Here is a 15,376-nt window from a genome sequence, read left to right on the forward strand (position 1 = left end):
GCCGAGGAGCCGGGTAGCTTGCTCCCGTGACCGCCGCCGTCCTCAGCGCCAACCCGGCCGTCGCCGTCGCGTGCGCCGACCAGCTGGGCGCGGCCGGCCACACCGCCACCGTGGTGATCTCACCATCGGGGTTGGCGAGCCTGCTGGGCGAGGGCACCGAGATCGACGTGCTGGTCGTCGTGGGCCCGCCGGCCGGCTCGAAGTCGGGAGCCGCGGCCGCCTCGCTCGCCGCCGCCACCGAGGCGATGGAGCTCGTCGTGGCGCCGATGCAGGCGCGGGGGTACGGGCGGATCGTGTTCGTCGTGCCCGTCACCGGGCTTCCGGGCGGGACCTGGGCCGATGGATCGGGCGCCGGGGCGTGGGGCACGGTCGGCCTCGCCCGCACCGCTGCTCGAGAGCTCGCCGCCACCGGGATCACCGTCAACGTCGTGCGCTCCGGCCTGATCGACACCGGGGAGGCTGCGGTCGACCCCGCCGTCGTCGCCGGCACCCCGCTCAAGCGCGCCGGCAGCCCCGCCGACGTGGCCGCCGCGGTCGCGTTCTTGGCCTCGGCCGACGCCGGCTACGTGACCGGGCTCGTCCTGCCGGTCGACGGCGGCCTCACCATGGGCCTCGGCGCCTGATCCCGACCCCTGTGGGCGGGCTCAGAAGGCGAAGTACACGAAGCTCTGCGGGGCGGGCCCCGAGTACACGATGATCCCCGTCACCATGACGCCGAACGCCACGGCACGGGCGATCGTCACCGGATCGCGGTGCCCGGCCTTGGCCTCGCGTCGGGCCTCGCGCCGGTCGAGCACCACCACGCCGATGATGCCGAGCATCGTCATCCAGAGCAGGTCGGCGCTCGGCTGCGTGCCGCCGAAGCGCCAGATCGAGCGGTAGAGCGCCAGGGTGTCGGCCCAGTTGCCGGCGGCCACGAGCGGGAACGTCGCCATGACCAGCACGAGGGCGATGGTCAACGAGACGTAGGGGTTGGGGGGACGGGGGAGGAGGCTCTTGTCGCGCTCCTTGCGGGCCCGCTTGGTCTGGGCCCGCCGCTTGACCGACCGCCGGGTCTGGAGCGAGCGCTCGGCGATGATGATCAGGCCCGAGGCGATGCCCCACAGGGTCCAGCCCAGGGTGAACCCGTGCCAGATCCCGAGCACGAAGAACGTCCCGAACAGGGCCAGGTGCTCGCGCCACGCCCGGTGCTCCGGGCCGCGCAGCGGCTTGTACACGTAGTCGCGGAACCACATCATCACGGTGAGCTGCCAGCGCCGCCAGAAGTCGGCGTAGCCGGTGCTCTTGGTGAGCGGCATCAGGGCGTTGCGCTGCATGTCGATGCCCAGGAACTTGGCCGAGCCGCGGGCGATGTCGATGTAGCCGGTCACGTCGAAGTAGGCCCCGACCAGGACGGCGACGAGGAACACCAGGGCGTGCGCGGGGCCGATGGCCGCCGGCTCGTGGAACGGGCTGACGCACAGCAGCAGGATCGGGTCGGCCAGCGCCACCTTCTTGAACACGCCCACCAGGACCAGCTCGGCGGCCTCGGCCCACTGCACCGCGTCGGGCGTGCGGGGCGTGCCGTGGAACTTCGGGATGAGCACCTTGGCCCGGACGATGGGGCCGGCGAGCAGGTGGGGGAAGAACGCCAGGTACAGCGACACGTCGATGATCGACCGCGAGGGCTCGATCTCGCCGCGCTGCACGTCGAGCACGTAGCTGATGGCCTGGAACGAGAAGAACGACAGGCCCACCGGGACGATGAACTTGGCCGCCAGACCGGTGTCGGCCTTGTCGATGCCCACGGCTTCGAGGATCTTGAACACCGCGAGCGAGCCCGCCGCGATGATCACCGTGACCGCGGTGAGCACCACCCGCGCCCGGTCGTTCAGGCCGGGCAGGGCCCGACCGGTCACGTACACCAGCAGGCAGATCGCCACCAGGATCGCCAGGGCCGGGACGCTCCACGACGCGTAGAACGCCAGGGAGGCCGCGAGCAGCCAGGCGGGGCGGAACCGGGTGGGGAGGAGCCAGTTGACGGCGACGACCGCCAGCAGGAACCCGGCGTACTCGAACGAGGTGAAGATCACAGCGAGACGATGGCCAGCTCTGGGGCGAAGCGGGCCAGGCGGCGCAGGGTGTCGCCGGGGCCGGCCTCGAACGCCCGATCGACGCCGAGCGCGGCCGCCGCTTCGATGGTGGCCGGCCAGTCGACGGCCAGCACCAGGCTCCGGGCGAGGCCGTCGACGAGCTCGTCGACGGTGCGGAGGGGTAGCTGGAGGGTGGACGACAGGACCGGCACGCGGGGCGCCGCGGTGACGGCGTCGCCCACCTGCGCCCGGAACGCCACGAGCGCCGACGCCATCAGGCTCGAGTGGTAGGCCCCGCCGATGGGCAGCCGGCGAGCCACCGCGCCCTGCTCGTTCGCCTGATCCGTGGCCTGGTCGACCAGCGCCTCGTCACCCGAGAGCACGATCTGGGTGGGGGAGTTGACGACGGCGACCTCGAGCGCCCGGCCGGGTGACCGGCCCGCGACGGCTGCGGCCAGCTCGGCGACCTTCGGCCGCTCCCAGCGGTTGATCGCGGTCATGGCGCCCGGACGGTGGTCCTGGGCGGCGCGCCCGAGCGCACCCCGGGCCACCATGAGGTCGAGGCCGGCATCGAAGCTCAACGCGCCGGCCCAGGCGGCCGCGGTGATCTCGCCGAGCGAGTGGCCCATCGCCAGGCTGATCTCGTCGACCGGCGCGGTGGCGGCGGGCCCGACCAGGCCGGCCACGTAGATGGCGGGCTGGGCGTTGGCGGTGTCGAGGCCGTCGAGCGCATCCCAGCGGTCGGTGCCGAGCCGATCGGCGAGGGCGCGGACGAGCGGGTGGCCGGCCTGAGCGCCCAGGACCGCGGTGGTGGCACGCCAATCACCGCCCTGACCGGGGAACGCGATCGCAGCAGGCCCCGTCGACATCGGCGGCATGGTACCGGAGCCGCCAGAGGGTCCCGGGTAGCGTGACCGACCGTGACCGTGCCCGAGCGCCAGCAGGTGGCGTCCCAGCTCCGGGCGCTCGCCGACCGCTTGGCCACCGACGATCTCGACGAGGCGGGGTGGGCCCACGTGAGCCGCTCGCTGCAGGCCGCGCAGGACGCGTTCCCGGCCGAGCCCACCGAGCGCACCCGCTTCGCCCGCGGCTTCGTCGATGCCGCCCACCACCCGATCCCCGAGGCCACCAGCGGCGTGTACCCGCCGCTCGAGCTCGAGGAGCACGACGGGCGCCTGATCGGCCACGTGCGCTTCGGCCCGGCCTGGGAGGGGCCGCCCGACATGGTCCACGGCGGCTACCTCGCCGCAGGGTTCGACATGGTCCTGTCGACGATGGCGCACCGCCTGCTCGGCCACTCGGTCACCCGTCGGCTCCACGTCCGCTACCTCAAGCCCACGTTCTGGGGGGCTCCCCTCCGCTACGAGGTCGAGGCCGATGCGCCGCAGGGCCGCCTGCTCGAGCTGCGCGGCACCCTGCTCGCCGACGGCAAGGTCACCATGCGGGCCAGCGCCCAGTTCGCGTCGGTCGACGTCGAGCGCTTCGCCGACCGCCGTCCTCCTGCCTGATCAACACCCCTGGGAGGGTCGGGCCGGGCCGCAGGGCGCGGTACCCTGACCGTTCCGGGCGGGAGTCGGCCGGAGCGCCCTGCGCCCATCCACCGAGGTTGCGAGCTTCCCGATGGCGATCCTCATCTTCCTGGACACGGCGGGACCGGTCGTCCAGTTCGGTGATGCCGAGGTGGTCACCGACATCGGTGGCCTCGAGGTCATCGCCGGGCTCCTCGCCGGCGCGCCGATCGACGTCGACGCCATCGCGGCCCGGTGCGGGTCCGACCCCCAGGACCTGCACGACCTCGCCGAGCGGGTCCGCCACCTGGGCACCATCGCCCCGCTCCCGGAGCTGCCCGAGCCCCACCCGGTCCCGGCCGAGCCCCACCCGGCGGCCACCTACGCGCCCGACCTCCTGCTCCAGGCCCAGCTGCCCCAGCCCGTCTTCGCCACCTCGGCCGGCTTCGTGGTCTGGCCCGTCGGCCGGCCCGACGGCGTCGTCCTCGATGCCCAGCAGGTCGGTCTGCTCGGGCTGTTCGCCATGCCCACGCGCGGCGAGACGATCGGCCCCGACCGCCAGCCCGGCAACCCCCTCGCCGCCGATCCCGCCGCTCGCGACGCCGCGCTGGTCCACCTGTGCGAGGCCGGCCTCATCGACGAGGAGGTGGTGGTGCCGTACCGCACCGGCTGGGACCAGGGGAAGGCGTCCACCCGCCGCGTCCACCCCCGCACCCGCACGCTCGTGCGCCAGCAGGTCGAGCAGCTCGAGGCTCGTCCGCCGCGCAACGGCCGGGTGCCGGTGTTCCCGGTGGAGCGCAGCGCCAAGAACCACCCGCCCCTCGCGCTCGGCATGCTCATGGCGGCCTGCGAAGCCCACGACGGCGGTGCCCTCACCGAGGTCTACGACTTCGTGCCCGACTGGCAGGTGCGGCCCGCGTCGATCCGTCGCTCCACCGTCGACGGCCCCGCCGTGTTCCTGTTCTCCAACTACACGTGGTCGAGCCCGGGCAACCGCACCATCTCGGCCAAGGTGAAGGAGCTCAGCCCCCACAGCCTGGTCATCCACGGCGGCCCCGACACGCCCAAGTTCCCGGGCGATCGCGAGCAGTACTTCGCCGACAACCCCTCGGTCGACGTCATCGTGCACGGCGAGGGCGAGGTGACCATCGCCGAGGTGCTCGCCGCGGTCGACGGCAAGCTCGACGGCGACCTGCGGGCCCTCCACGACGTCGCCGGGATCACGTTCAAGCCCACCCCCGACGCCGAGCCGGTCACCACGGCAGACCGGGCCCGCGTCGAGGTCCTCGATGACCTGCCGTCGCCGTACCTCACCGGCCTGTTCGATGCGTGGAAGGAGGCCGCGGTGATGGTCACCATCGAGTCCAACCGCGGCTGCCCCTACGGGTGCACGTTCTGCGACTGGGGCTCGGCCACCAACTCCCGCATCCGCAAGTTCGACCTCGACCGCGTGTTCGCCGAGATCGAGTGGGCCGCGACGTCCAAGATCCCGATCGTCATGATCGCCGATGCCAACTTCGGCATCTTCGAACGAGACGTCGACATCGTCCGGCGCATCGCCGAGCTCAAGGAGTCGTGCGGGTTCCCCGAGCGGATGCTCACCAACTACGCCAAGAACACGGTGAAGCACCTCGAGCCCATCGTGCAGATCCTGAGCGACGCCAAGCTCGACGTGAACGGGATCATGTCCGTGCAGTCGTTCGACACCAACGTGCTGGCCATCACCAAGCGGAAGAACCTGAAGAGCTCCGAGTTCGAGCGCCTGGCCAAGAAGTTCCGGGCCAACCAGATGCCCATGCTCAGCGACGTCATGCTCGGGCTGCCCGGCTCCAACGTCGACACCACGCTCTCCGACCTCCAGGGGATCATGGAGCACGAGGTCAACGCCAACATCCACGCCACGCAGCTGCTCCCCAACAGCCCCATGAACGAGCCCTCGTACCGGGCCGAGTGGGAGATCGTGGTCGACGAGCACGCCCGGCTGGTGTCCACCAAGAGCTACACCGCCGACCAGCGCGCCGAGATGGACCGCATCGTCGACTCGTTCCACGCGGCCGAGACCTACGGCGTGCTCCGCCTGGTGGTGCGCTGGCTCGGTGCCCGGCTCGAGGTGCGGGAGATCGATGCCCTGGAGACGATGCGCCTCGGTGCCATCGGCGATCCGGGCGCGTACCCGCTGCTCGCCTGGGTGCTCACCCGGTTCCTCGACTCCACCACCCCGCCCGGGCCGTGGTGGCTCCTGCTCGACGAGGTCGGCCGCTTCATCGACGACGAGTGGTCGATCCAGGGCGACGACGCCGAGTGGCAGACCATCCGCACGCTCCAGCTCCACGCCCTGCCCGACCACGGCCGCTCCTTCCCCGACGTGGTGGAGCTGCCGCACGACGCCGTGACCTGGCTCCACGACCTGATCGAGAACCGCCGCGAGGGCACCCCCACCGCTGCGCTGCGCACCTACCCGCCCGCGACGGTGGAGATCGACGATCCCCACCACACGTGCGCCACCCTGGGCACCCGGCGCGGCGTCACCGACCACCACAGCTTCGAGCTGGCCTGGCCCGGCGCCCGCCACATCGTCCACCGCTGGGCCCCCGACTGATCCGACCCCGCCGGAAGGCCGGAAGGCTGGATTAGCGGACGGGGCCGAGGATGAGGCAACCGTTGTGGCCGCCGAGGCCGAACGAGTTGCTCAGGACCGGCCCGGGGCCGACGCGGCGGGGCGGGCCGGTGATGAGGTCGAGGTCGAGCGCCTCGTCGGGCTCGACGTCGGTGCCGAGCGACGGGGCCACGCCGGTGTGCACGGTGAGGGCGGCGGCGACGGCTTCGAAGGCGCCCGATGCGCCGGCGGCGTGGCCGAGCACCCGCTTGATCGAGCTGACGGCAGGCGGCCGTGCGCCGAACACCTCGTGCAGGGCTTCGGCTTCTCGCAGGTCGTTGACCAGGGTGCCGGTGCCGTGGGCGTTGACGTGCACCACCTCGGCCGGATCGATGCCGGCGTCGTCGATGGCGTCGCCGATGCACTCCACTGCGCCGGTGCCCGTGGGGCTCACCAGCGAGGCGGCGTCGTTGGTGTGGCCCGAGCCGAGCACCTCGGCGTAGATCCGCGCGCCGCGCGCCTGGGCCGCCTCGAGCGGTTCGAGGATCAGGGCTGCGGCCCCCTCGGCGAACACGAACCCGTCGCGGCGGCGGTCGAACGGGCGCACCCAGCCGCTGGGGGAGAGCACGCGCAGGTTGGTGTAGGCCGCCATGAGGACGGGGGTGATCCGGCCCTGAGTCCCCCCGGCCACCACCAGGTCGGCCCGGCCCGACGCCACCAGGTCGGCGCCCTCGCTCACGGCGTGGGTGCCGCCGGCGCAGGCGGTGACGATGAGCCGCGACGGGCCCCGCCACCCGAGGTCGGCCGAGACCATGGCGGCCACCACGTTCTCGCACGATGCCACCGGCAGGTTCGGGGAGACCGCTTCGGGCCCTTCGGCCTGCAGCAGGTCGCGCTCGGACTCGAGCGACTCGAGGGCGCCGTAGACCGTGGACAGGACCACCGCGCCCCGTCGGGGCTCCACCGCCCCGGGCTCGAGCGCGGCATCGGCGAGCGCCAGGCGAGCGGCACCCACGCCGTAGCGGGCGAACGGGTCGGAGCGCCGGACCGCCTTGGTGGTGAGGAACTGACGAGGGTCGAAGCCGGTGACCGGGGTGGAGACGGGCGCCGGGTCGGCGGCGGTGACCCACCTCCAGAACGCGTCGAGGTCGGTGCCGGACGCGCTCACCTGGCCGAGGCCGGTCACCACCACCCGTCGACCGGCGCGCATCAGGCCAGCCATCCGCCGTCGACGGGCACGAGCGCGCCGGTCACGAACCCCGCGCCATCCGACGCCAGGAAGGAGATGGCGGCGGCCACCTCGTCGGGCTCGCCCATGCGCTGGGCGGGGACCATGCGCCGCCACCGCTCCTGCAGCTTGGGGCTCATGGCCTCGATGAGCTCGGTGCGCACCGCGCCCGGTGCGACCACGTTGACGGTGACGCCACGGGGCCCCACCTCGCGGGCCAGGGCCCGGGCCATGCCGAGCTGGCCCGACTTCGCCGCCGCGTAGTTGGCCTGGCCGGCGTTGCCGTACCAGCCGCCCACCGACGAGACGATGAGCAGCCGGCCCCAGCGTCGTGACGCCATCGGCGCGAGGGCGGCGCGCGCCACCCGGAAGGTGCCGGCCAGGTTCACGGCCACCACCGCGTCGAAGTCGTCGTCGGTCATGCGGCTCGACAGGCGGTCGCGGACCACCGCCGCGTTGGCGACCACGATGTCGTAGGGGTCGTCGCCGGCCGTCGCGAACAGGGCGTCGACCGCGGCGGGATCGGTGATGTCGCAGCGCGCCCACGTGATCGGGACGCCCGAACCGCCGTCGGCGTCGCCCGGCTCGGTGCGGTGCCAGGTGCCCGTGACGCGGTGGCCGTCGGCGGCGAGCCGGTGGGCGGTGGCCCGCCCGATGCCCTGGGCGGCCCCCACCACGAGTGCTCGGCGCACGCCGGCCCCGTCAGTCCGAGGTGGGCGGGAGGGAGGGGACGGTGAGCAGCTCGACAGCCAGCTCGGCCAGGTCCCGGACCGCAGCCTGTGCCTCGGCCGACAGGAGATCGCCGGCCGGCGGCTCGATGTCGGCCACCTTGCGGAACCGCAGGATCGTGTACTGGTACTCGTCGTTGGTGAGCAGCTCGTAGAGGTGGGACCCGCTCTCGCCCACGTACTCGAGCACCGCGGCGCTGTCGTCGTCGGGCCGCGTGCCGTAGGCGAGCTTCTGGCGGGCGGCCCGGGCGTCGCGCGAGGCCGAGACGTTGGGGGTGATGTCTCGGCGGTGCTCGAGCTCCATGCCGAGGGCGGTGAGCGTGGCGATGAACGGCTCGATCAGGCCCACCTGCATGAGGTCGGTGTAGAGGAAGTGGCCGCCGACCGTGAGGATGCGGGCTACCTCCCGGAAGAACGACTCGATCCGGGGGTAGGTGCACGACGTCTCGACGCTGAGCACGATGTCGGCCGACCCGGTGCCGAGCGGCACCCGCTCGGCGTCGGCGACGACGAACTGGGCGTCGGGCTCGGGCATCGAGGAGCGGCAGTAGGCGATGGAGCGGTAGGCGATGTCGACACCGGTGACGCTGGCGGGGCCGAAGCTGCGGCGGACGAGCCACAGGTTGCCGCCGCGGCCGCAGCCCACCTCGGCCACCCGCTTGGCGGCCAGGTCGGTGTCGCCGATCACCTGGAACAGCAGCTGGGCCGAATCCTTGTTGGGGAACCCGGCGCCGAGGGCGGGGCCGACCGGCTGGTCGTCGCCGAGCGGCCGGTACCCGAAGTTGAAGAACCGCACGTGACGGTCGAACGGCGAGTCCGCGACCATCTCGTTGAGGTTGTCGAAGTTGTCGGCTTGGAGCGCCTTCAGGGCAGCGTCGTCGACGTCGAGGGCCATGACGAGCTAGCTGGGGGCCTGGGCGTCGAGCAGCTCGACGAGCTGGCCCACCGTCTCGAGGTCGTAGAGCTGCTCCTCGGCGATGGTGATGCCCCGCTCCTGCTCGGCCTTGTTGACCACCTCGATCAGATCGATGCTGTCCGCGTCGAGGTCGTCGGCGAAGCGGCTCTCTCGCGTGATCTCTGCGGGATCGATCTCCAGCACCTCTGCGAAGCGCTCGCAGACCCACTGGTAGGTGTTGTCGGCCATGGGGCTCCTTGGCATCGGGACCGGCTCACGATAGCCGCCGACCGGCAGGGAGCCGTGCTACCCGAGGCCCATGCCGAAGCCGCCGTCCACCGCGAGCGTGGTGCCGGTGACGAAGGCCGCGCCCGGGGAGGCCAGCCACGCCACGGCGGCGGCCACCTCGTCGGCCGTGCCGGCGCGGCCCACCGGCGTGGCGGCCAGCCAGGCATCGTCGGCCCCGCTGGTGGGCCGGTGCGCCTCGATGCGGTCGACGGCGTCGTCGAGCATGCCGGGGGCCACCACGTTGACGGTGATCTGCCGGGGGCCGACCTCGCGGGCCAGCGACCGGGCCAGGCCGACCAGCCCGGCCTTCGATCCGGCGTAGGCCGTGACCCCGGGGACGCCCCAGTGGCCGGCGACCGAGCCGATGAAGACGATGCGGCCGGCTCGCCGCCTGGTCATGGGGCCCAGCGCGGCGCGGGCGACCAGGAACGACCCGGTCAGGTTGGTGTCGACGACCTCCCGGAACTGCTCGGGGGTGACGCGCAGGGCGAGGTCGAGGTGGGCGTGGCCGGCGTTGGCCACCACCGTGTGCACCGGCCCGTGGGTGGCCTCCACCTCGGCCAGCGCGGCGGTCACCTGCTCGGCGTCGGTGGTGTCGAACCGCACGGCTCGCAAGTGGCGCGGATCGGTGCTGCGCCAGCCCGCCACGGTGGTGAAGCCGGCTGCTTCGAGGCGGTGCAGGCACGCCTGGCCGATGGCGCTGCCCGAGCCCGTGACCAGGGCGACCGGAGGCAGGGGTTCGGCTCCGGGCACGCCGCTACGCTAACCCAGGCCATGGTCGCACCTGCCCCTGCCCCTGCTCCGTACCGGCGCGTCGTCGTCACCGGGTTGGGCGTGCTCAGCGGGCCGTGCGTCGGCCACCAGGACTTCTGGGCGGCGCTCACCACCGATGCCCCTGGTCCCACCCACCGCAAGCTGGTGGGCTTCGAGCCGCGCCGGTGGCTCGACCGCCGGGCCGTGCAGCGGACCGACCTGTTCTCGCAGGTGGCCGTGGCGGCCGCCAAGCTGGCCTTCGAAGATGCCGGATCGCCGGTCGACGACCCGGAAGGCGTCGCGGTGATCATGGGCACCGGCAACGGCGGTGCCGGCTCGCTGATCCAGGCGTACCTCGACTTCCAGGAGCACGGACGAGCCGGCGTCAACCTGCTCACGGGCGTCATGTCCATGAGCAACGCGGGCAGCGCCAACATCGCCTTCCAGCTCGGCAGCCGCGGCACCACGTACAGCCTGGCCAGCGGCTGCGCGTCGGGCACCCACGCGGTGGGCGACGCGTTCCGCATGGTCCGCGACGGGCGGGCCGACGTGGCCTACTGCGGTGGCGCCGAGGCCGCGGTCAGCGGCGACACGCCCGACGACGACCCGATGGCGTCGTCGCTGCTCAACCTGCGGGTCCACACCGAGGAGCCCATGTCGAGGCCGTTCGACCTGAAGCGCCAGGGGTTCGTCCTGTCCGAGGGCGCCGGTGTGCTGCGCCTCGAGACGCTCGACGCCGCCCGGGCCCGAGGCGCCCACATCTACGCCGAGGTGCTGGGCGGCGCCAACACCGTCGATGGCTACGACCTCATCCAGCCGTCGCCGCGCGGTGAGGGGCTGGGGCGGGCGATGCGCCTGGCGCTGCGCGAGGCCGGAGCCGATCCCGGCGAGGTGGGCCACATCAACTGCCACGGCACCGGCACCAAGCACAACGACCAGGCGGAGTCCGACGCCGCGGTCGACCTGTTCGGGCCCGACGGACCGGCGCTCACCTCCACCAAGGCCGTCACCGGCCACCCCGGTGCGGCGGCCGGCGGCCTCGAGGCCATCGCCCTGGCGCTCAGCATCGACAAGGCGCTCATCCCCCAGACCCAGTGGTGGTCCACGCCCGATCCCGAGATCACCGCCGACGTGGTGGTGGGCTCGGCGCCGCGGCCGTGGGAGCCCGGCCTGGGCATCTCCAACTCGGTGGGCCTCGGCGGCCAGAACGGCACCGTCGTGATGGGCCCGGCGCCGCAGTAGCGGCCCCTACTTGGAGCAGGCCTCGGGCAGCTTGCCCTGGTCGCACAGATCGGCGAGCGCCGCTCCCATCCGGGCCGACCAGGCCTTGGCCCCGGCGACGTCGACGTGCTGGCGGTCGTGGAACCAGTCGGCCGGCCACTTCTGCTCGAACTCGTCCACCACGGGCACGTCGCGCGCCGCGGCCCACTGCGTGAGCTGCTTCGTGATCTCGTCGAGGCCCGAGAGGTCGGCCCCCTGCACCTCGAGGGTCGTGCGGTCGACGGGGGCGATGGCCAGCACGGGGGTCGCCCCGGAGGCCTTGATGGCGTCGACCAGCTTCTGGAGCTTATCGAGGTCCGTGGGGAACTTGGACGCCTGGGAGAACGCGGCGGTGGCCGCCTCGGCCTCGGTGATCGGCGGCGAGGCATCGTGGTACTCGAGGATCTGCCCGTCCGGGCCGGTCATCGCGAGGACCCGGGCGGGGTCCTGTTCGGTGTCGGGGTCGAGGCGGTAGTCGGTGGGGTCGGCGGCGTCCTTGCCGCCCTTCAGCGTGGCCTTGACGCCCTGGTAGACGGCGCTGGGGCTGCGGAGGTACGGGCGGTACTTGATGAGGGCCGAGCGCTGGCGGAGGTGCCAGCCCACCGACCCGAGGCCCCCGGGGTCGATCTGGTCGAAGGCCGACTCGTAGGCCGGCGTGGTGTTGCGCGACGGGTCGATCTTGGACTTCGACAGGTCGAGCACGGCGCTGGGCTGCATCCCGATGACGACCACCTTGGGGTGGAGCTGCGGCAGCACCACCCGCTCGGCCCACTCGGTGGTGAGCTTCAGGTTCGATCCGACGAGCGCAGCGTTGTACGCCCCGTCGAGCTGCGGCGCCTTGGCCAGCACCGCGGAAGGCACCAGCCCGGCCGCGGTCTCCGACGAGCCGAGCATCACCACGTCGGTGGAGCCGGAGCGCCGGTAGATCTGATCGGCCTTGATGAACGCCCGCTCCTCGGAGCCCGAGCGGCGGGGGATGTTCGGGCCGACGATGCGCGCCCCCACCTCGGCCGCCAGCAGCACCGCCACCACCACGAGGGGGACCGCCCAGAACGGGACCGCGCGGCGGCGCTGCTTGGCTCGCCGGTCCGATGACATGGGCGCCGAGCCTAGAGGGAGGCTGCGTGGCGCACGGCGGCAGCGAGCACCGGGACGTACTCGTCGGCGCGGGTGACGATCGAGTCGTGCGGCCCGGCCACCTCGAACGCCTCGGCCCCGGGGATGGCGGCGGCGAGGCGGCGCTGCGCCCAGGCCGGGACGGTGCGGTCCTTGGTGGTGATGACGACCGAGGTTGGCACGTCGACCGAACCGATCCACTCGTTGGAGCGGAACGCCCCGACCGAGCGCATGGAGCTCAAGACGCCGGCCGGGCTGACCCGCTCCAGCTCCGAGCGCATCCACCGGGCCCGTTCGCTGCCGCGCACCCGGCGGTCGACCCGCCACCGCACCACCGCCTCGGCGGGCCCGTTCACCCGGTGGGCCGCGTGGGCGAGCGGCGTGTACGACCGGTACCAGAGGCCCGAGATCGGCCCGCCCTGGAAGTGGCGGGCGGTGGAGGCCAGGACCAGCCCCGACACGCGCTCGCGGTGGCGGTGCCAGAGGAGCTGGGCGACGGCGCCGCCCATCGAGTAGCCGACGGCGACCGCCCGATCGATGCCGAGCGCGTCGAGCACCGCGGCGGCGTCATCGGCGCAGTCGGGGAGCCGGACGATGCCGTTGGCCGGCCGGATGCCGCGTCCGTGGCCGCGGTGGTCGAGCGCCACCACCCGGTACCGAGCCGCCAGCGCGGGGTAGGCCGGGAACCAGTTGAGGTCGGCGGTCACCGCCCACCCGTGGAGCAGCAGCACGGCGGGGGCGCCGGGCGGGCCGCCGCTGTCGCGCACGAACGTCGTGCCCCGGCCGGGCAGATCGATGGGCTGACCAGGGGGGACCCAGGGCGCGTCGAGGGCCGCGCCGTCGGCCGGCTCGGCGCCTTCGTTCGCATCGACCACTGGTCGCGACGTCATCGGTCTCCCATCAGCGGCCCACAGCCTGCCTGAATACGGGGCCGGAGCGGCGGGTGGATGGTTTCTTGACCCGCGGGTCAAGTAGCGTCACCGCCGGTGTGCGCTCCCGTGGAGCGCCGACGAACACACGCAGGGGAACACCGATGACCGACACGCTGGCCGCCACCGATTCCGCCGAGGACACCCTCGAGGAGCTCAACACCTGGTTGGAGGACAACTGGGACCCGGACCTCACGGTCGCCCAGTGGTGGGAGCTGCTGGGCCTGGCCGGCTGGGCCGCCCCCACGCTGCCCACCAACGCCTACGGCAAGGGCGTGGCCCGCAGCGTCGGCGTGCGCATCCAGAAGGACATCGCCGCGTTCGGCGCCCTCGGCGCCCCCGCCGGCCTGGGCCTGCTGCTCGCCGCCCCCACGATCGCCGACCACGGCACCCAAGAGCAGATCGACACCATGGTCCGCGACATCGTCACCGGCCAGCGGGCCTGGTGCCAGCTGTTCTCCGAGCCCGGCGCCGGGTCCGACCTCGCCGGCCTGACCTGCAGGGCCGTCAAGGACGGCGACGAGTGGATCGTCACCGGGCAGAAGGTGTGGACCTCGCTCGGCCAGACCGCCGACATGGGCATGCTCATCGCCCGCACCGACCCCGATCTGCCGAAGCACCAGGGCATCACCTACTTCGGCATCGAGATGCAGCAGCCCGGCATCGAGGTCCGTCCCCTCCGGGAGATGACCGGTCACGCCATGTTCAACGAGACCTTCCTCGACGAGGCCCGGGTCGCCGACGCCAACATCATCGGCGCCCTCAACAACGGCTGGGCCGTGGCCAACAGCACCCTCGGCCACGAGCGCGCCGGCCTCGGCGCCGGTGGCGCGGGTGGCGGCGTCGGCGGGGCGACCCCCGGCCAGATCGCCGGCAACCTCGCCATGCGCGCGGGAGACTTCGCCTCGGGCAAGGCCAAGAAGGCCGTGGCGTCCGCGGCATCGGCCGTGGCCGAGGCCGCCGACGCGGCCCCCAAGCCGGCCAAGAAGAAGAACGATGCGGGCAGCGCCGCCATGCTCGTCGGGATGGCCAAGCACTACGGCTGCATCGACGACCCGATCGTCCGCCAGGGCCTCGTCGAGCTCTACACGCTCGGCGAGATCGGCCGGTACACCGCCGAGCGCTCGAAGGCGGCCCGTGCGGCCGGCAAGGACATCCCCGGTGTCGGCAACATCTCCAAGCTGGGCATGAGCAACATCATGCGCCTGCAGCGAGACCTCGGCCTCCACATCGTGGGGGCGGCCGGCATGCTCCACGCCTACGAGGGCGATGCCCAGAAGGTGCTCAACGAGGCCACGGGCAACCCGTTCCTCACCGCGGTCACCACCACGGCGCTGTACGCCCAGGCCCCGCCCATCTACGGCGGCACCGACCAGATCCAGCGCAACATCATCGGCGAGCGCGTCCTCGGCCTCCCCAAGGAGCCCGGCGACAACAAGAACGTCCCGTTCTCGGACCTCCCCAAGAACGCCTGACCCACGCGGCGCCGGGTGGGTGGCTACTCGCCGAGGGTGACGATCTCGACCTTGAGCTTGGCGCCCGTGGGGGTCTCGTACTCCACGGTGTCGCCGACGCGGGCGCCCACCAGGGCGGTGCCGAGGGCCGATCCGGGTGACATGACCTCGACGCCCTCGACGCGCTCCTCGATCGACCCGAGAAGGTAGCGCTCGACGTCGGTGTCGCCCTCGTAGCGGATGCCGACGATCACGCCGGCCTGCACCGCGTCGGACTCGCCCGACTCCACGATGACGCCGTTCTCGAGCAGGTTGGCCAGGTGGTTGATCCGCCCGGCCATCTTCCCCTGCTCCTCCTTGGCGGCGTGGTAGTCGCCGTTCTCGGAGAGGTCGCCGAGCTCTCGAGCCGCCTCGATCTTGCGGGCGATGTCGATCTTGCCGCGCGTGACCAGATCGTCGTGCTCGGCCTTGATGCGGTCGTAGGCCGCCTGGGACAGCGGGATCGGGTCGTCATTCATGGGCGTGATTGTAGGAGAGACGGGCCCGGCC

At 72.8% G+C, this 15,376-nt stretch carries 15 protein-coding genes; 5 read left to right on the top strand and 10 right to left on the bottom strand.

Annotated elements, in window-relative coordinates; translation table 11 throughout:
• The first annotated feature begins 26 nt into the window (after positions 1-26).
• Positions 27-623 (top strand): SDR family oxidoreductase, encoded by a 597-nt coding sequence (locus ACPPVX_RS17260; RefSeq protein WP_426571814.1) that lies wholly within the window; start codon positions 27-29, stop codon positions 621-623.
• Positions 624-644: 21 nt separating this feature from the next.
• On the opposite strand, the gene ACPPVX_RS17265 is transcribed toward ACPPVX_RS17260, so the two are convergent.
• Together ACPPVX_RS17265 and ACPPVX_RS17270 are read right to left on the bottom strand one after the other, a co-directional pair.
• Positions 645-2,072 (bottom strand): MBOAT family O-acyltransferase, encoded by a 1,428-nt coding sequence (locus tag ACPPVX_RS17265; RefSeq protein WP_426571815.1) that lies wholly within the window; start codon positions 2,070-2,072, stop codon positions 645-647.
• On the bottom strand, positions 2,069-2,941 hold the full coding sequence (locus tag ACPPVX_RS17270; protein ID WP_426571816.1) for an ACP S-malonyltransferase: 873 nt from the start codon (positions 2,939-2,941) through the stop codon (positions 2,069-2,071). Before ACPPVX_RS17270 ends, ACPPVX_RS17265 begins: the two co-directional genes overlap by 4 nt.
• Positions 2,942-2,992: 51 nt before the next feature.
• Here ACPPVX_RS17270 and ACPPVX_RS17275 point away from each other — a divergent pair, with 51 nt between their 5' ends.
• Both ACPPVX_RS17275 and ACPPVX_RS17280 read left to right on the top strand, forming a co-directional pair.
• Positions 2,993-3,580 carry a PaaI family thioesterase gene (locus ACPPVX_RS17275; RefSeq protein ID WP_426571817.1) on the top strand — a complete coding sequence of 196 codons (588 nt, stop codon included), beginning with the start codon at positions 2,993-2,995 and terminating at the stop codon, positions 3,578-3,580.
• A gap of 112 nt (positions 3,581-3,692) precedes the next feature.
• The gene (locus ACPPVX_RS17280) at positions 3,693-6,179 is read left to right on the top strand and encodes a B12-binding domain-containing radical SAM protein (protein WP_426571818.1); all 2,487 of its coding nucleotides are present in this window, start codon (positions 3,693-3,695) and stop codon (positions 6,177-6,179) included.
• Positions 6,180-6,210: 31 nt separating this feature from the next.
• Here the strand turns inward: ACPPVX_RS17280 and ACPPVX_RS17285 are convergent, their stop codons facing one another.
• The 5 genes from ACPPVX_RS17285 to ACPPVX_RS17305 are packed head-to-tail and all read right to left on the bottom strand — an operon-like array spanning position 6,211 to position 10,068.
• Positions 6,211-7,386 (bottom strand): beta-ketoacyl-[acyl-carrier-protein] synthase family protein, encoded by a 1,176-nt coding sequence (locus ACPPVX_RS17285; protein ID WP_426571819.1) that lies wholly within the window; start codon positions 7,384-7,386, stop codon positions 6,211-6,213.
• Positions 7,386-8,096 carry an SDR family oxidoreductase gene (locus tag ACPPVX_RS17290; RefSeq protein ID WP_426571820.1) on the bottom strand — a complete coding sequence of 237 codons (711 nt, stop codon included), beginning with the start codon at positions 8,094-8,096 and terminating at the stop codon, positions 7,386-7,388. Before ACPPVX_RS17290 ends, ACPPVX_RS17285 begins: the two co-directional genes overlap by 1 nt.
• Before the next feature lie 10 nt (positions 8,097-8,106).
• Entirely contained in the window at positions 8,107-9,027 is a 921-nt protein-coding gene (locus ACPPVX_RS17295) for a class I SAM-dependent methyltransferase (RefSeq protein ID WP_426571821.1), read from the bottom strand.
• A gap of 6 nt (positions 9,028-9,033) precedes the next feature.
• Positions 9,034-9,276 (bottom strand): acyl carrier protein, encoded by a 243-nt coding sequence (locus ACPPVX_RS17300; protein ID WP_426571822.1) that lies wholly within the window; start codon positions 9,274-9,276, stop codon positions 9,034-9,036.
• A 57-nt stretch (positions 9,277-9,333) separates the two neighbouring features.
• Entirely contained in the window at positions 9,334-10,068 is a 735-nt protein-coding gene (locus tag ACPPVX_RS17305) for an SDR family oxidoreductase (RefSeq protein WP_426571823.1), read from the bottom strand.
• 21 nt (positions 10,069-10,089) lie between these two features.
• Between ACPPVX_RS17305 and ACPPVX_RS17310 the strand changes: the two genes are divergently transcribed.
• Positions 10,090-11,310 (top strand): beta-ketoacyl-[acyl-carrier-protein] synthase family protein, encoded by a 1,221-nt coding sequence (locus tag ACPPVX_RS17310; protein ID WP_426571824.1) that lies wholly within the window; start codon positions 10,090-10,092, stop codon positions 11,308-11,310.
• A 6-nt stretch (positions 11,311-11,316) separates the two neighbouring features.
• On the opposite strand, the gene ACPPVX_RS17315 is transcribed toward ACPPVX_RS17310, so the two are convergent.
• Together ACPPVX_RS17315 and ACPPVX_RS17320 are read right to left on the bottom strand one after the other, a co-directional pair.
• Entirely contained in the window at positions 11,317-12,426 is a 1,110-nt protein-coding gene (locus tag ACPPVX_RS17315) for a hypothetical protein (RefSeq protein ID WP_426571825.1), read from the bottom strand.
• Between the two features lie 11 nt (positions 12,427-12,437).
• Complete coding sequence (locus ACPPVX_RS17320) at positions 12,438-13,334, bottom strand: alpha/beta fold hydrolase (RefSeq protein ID WP_426571826.1); 897 nt, start codon at positions 13,332-13,334, stop codon at positions 12,438-12,440.
• 143 nt (positions 13,335-13,477) lie between these two features.
• Here ACPPVX_RS17320 and ACPPVX_RS17325 point away from each other — a divergent pair, with 143 nt between their 5' ends.
• Positions 13,478-14,848, top strand: coding sequence for an acyl-CoA dehydrogenase family protein (locus ACPPVX_RS17325; protein ID WP_426571827.1), 1,371 nt, complete (start codon positions 13,478-13,480; stop codon positions 14,846-14,848).
• A 23-nt stretch (positions 14,849-14,871) separates the two neighbouring features.
• Here the strand turns inward: ACPPVX_RS17325 and ACPPVX_RS17330 are convergent, their stop codons facing one another.
• Positions 14,872-15,345: a GreA/GreB family elongation factor gene (locus ACPPVX_RS17330; protein ID WP_426571828.1), complete on the bottom strand. Its 474-nt coding sequence runs from the start codon at positions 15,343-15,345 to the stop codon at positions 14,872-14,874.
• Positions 15,346-15,376: the final 31 nt, after the last annotated feature.

This window comes from Aquihabitans sp. McL0605 (assembly GCF_049993875.1).
In the GTDB taxonomy this organism is placed as follows: Bacteria; Actinomycetota; Acidimicrobiia; order Acidimicrobiales; family Iamiaceae; genus Aquihabitans.

Bases quoted from the DNA above. Each gene is read 5' to 3' on its own strand.
- ACPPVX_RS17270 (WP_426571816.1), bottom strand. From the start codon at position 2,941: ATGTCGACGGGGCCTGCTGCGATCGCGTTCCCCGGTCAGGGCGGTGAT.
- ACPPVX_RS17280 (WP_426571818.1), top strand. From the start codon at position 3,693: ATGGCGATCCTCATCTTCCTGGACACGGCGGGACCGGTCGTCCAGTTC.
- ACPPVX_RS17285 (WP_426571819.1), bottom strand. From the start codon at position 7,386: ATGCGCGCCGGTCGACGGGTGGTGGTGACCGGCCTCGGCCAGGTGAGC.
- ACPPVX_RS17295 (WP_426571821.1), bottom strand. From the start codon at position 9,027: ATGGCCCTCGACGTCGACGACGCTGCCCTGAAGGCGCTCCAAGCCGAC.
- ACPPVX_RS17300 (WP_426571822.1), bottom strand. From the start codon at position 9,276: ATGGCCGACAACACCTACCAGTGGGTCTGCGAGCGCTTCGCAGAGGTG.
- ACPPVX_RS17310 (WP_426571824.1), top strand. From the start codon at position 10,090: ATGGTCGCACCTGCCCCTGCCCCTGCTCCGTACCGGCGCGTCGTCGTC.
- ACPPVX_RS17315 (WP_426571825.1), bottom strand. From the start codon at position 12,426: ATGTCATCGGACCGGCGAGCCAAGCAGCGCCGCCGCGCGGTCCCGTTC.
- ACPPVX_RS17320 (WP_426571826.1), bottom strand. From the start codon at position 13,334: ATGACGTCGCGACCAGTGGTCGATGCGAACGAAGGCGCCGAGCCGGCC.
- ACPPVX_RS17325 (WP_426571827.1), top strand. From the start codon at position 13,478: ATGACCGACACGCTGGCCGCCACCGATTCCGCCGAGGACACCCTCGAG.
- ACPPVX_RS17330 (WP_426571828.1), bottom strand. From the start codon at position 15,345: ATGAATGACGACCCGATCCCGCTGTCCCAGGCGGCCTACGACCGCATC.